The sequence below is a fragment of the Ruegeria sp. ABD4_443 genome (assembly GCF_056160865.1).
The window spans coordinates 1-366 of sequence record NZ_JBSWYA010000025.1; the positions used below are offsets into that span (position 1 = coordinate 1).

Consider the following 366-nt stretch of genomic DNA (forward strand, 5'->3'; position numbering starts at 1 on the left):
CCGGCCAGGTGACCATCGAGGCCTTCACCGCCGCCGATGACTTTGGCAACATCGTCAACCCGATGATCGTGGATGGCCAGGTGCATGGCGGCATCGGTCAGGGTATCGGCCAGGCGCTGCTGGAGAACTGCGCCTATGACGAGAATGGCCAGCTGCTGAGCGCGTCCTTCATGGATTACGCCATGCCGCGCGCCGATGATGTGCCGTTTTACGGCGTCGATCATTCCAGCCAGACGCCCTGCACGCATAACCCGCTGGGGGTGAAGGGCTGTGGCGAGGCCGGGGCCATCGGCTCTCCGCCTGCTGTGGTCAATGCGGTTCTGGATGCGATGAACTCGGGCGGCAAGGCGGTGGATCACATCGACA

Annotated in this window: 1 protein-coding gene; it reads left to right on the plus strand. The window is 63.7% G+C overall.

Annotated features, from left to right (window positions below; genetic code table 11):
• On the plus strand, positions 1–366 hold a 366-nt coding region (locus ACXAG8_RS18510; protein WP_475230693.1), incomplete at both ends, for a molybdopterin cofactor-binding domain-containing protein.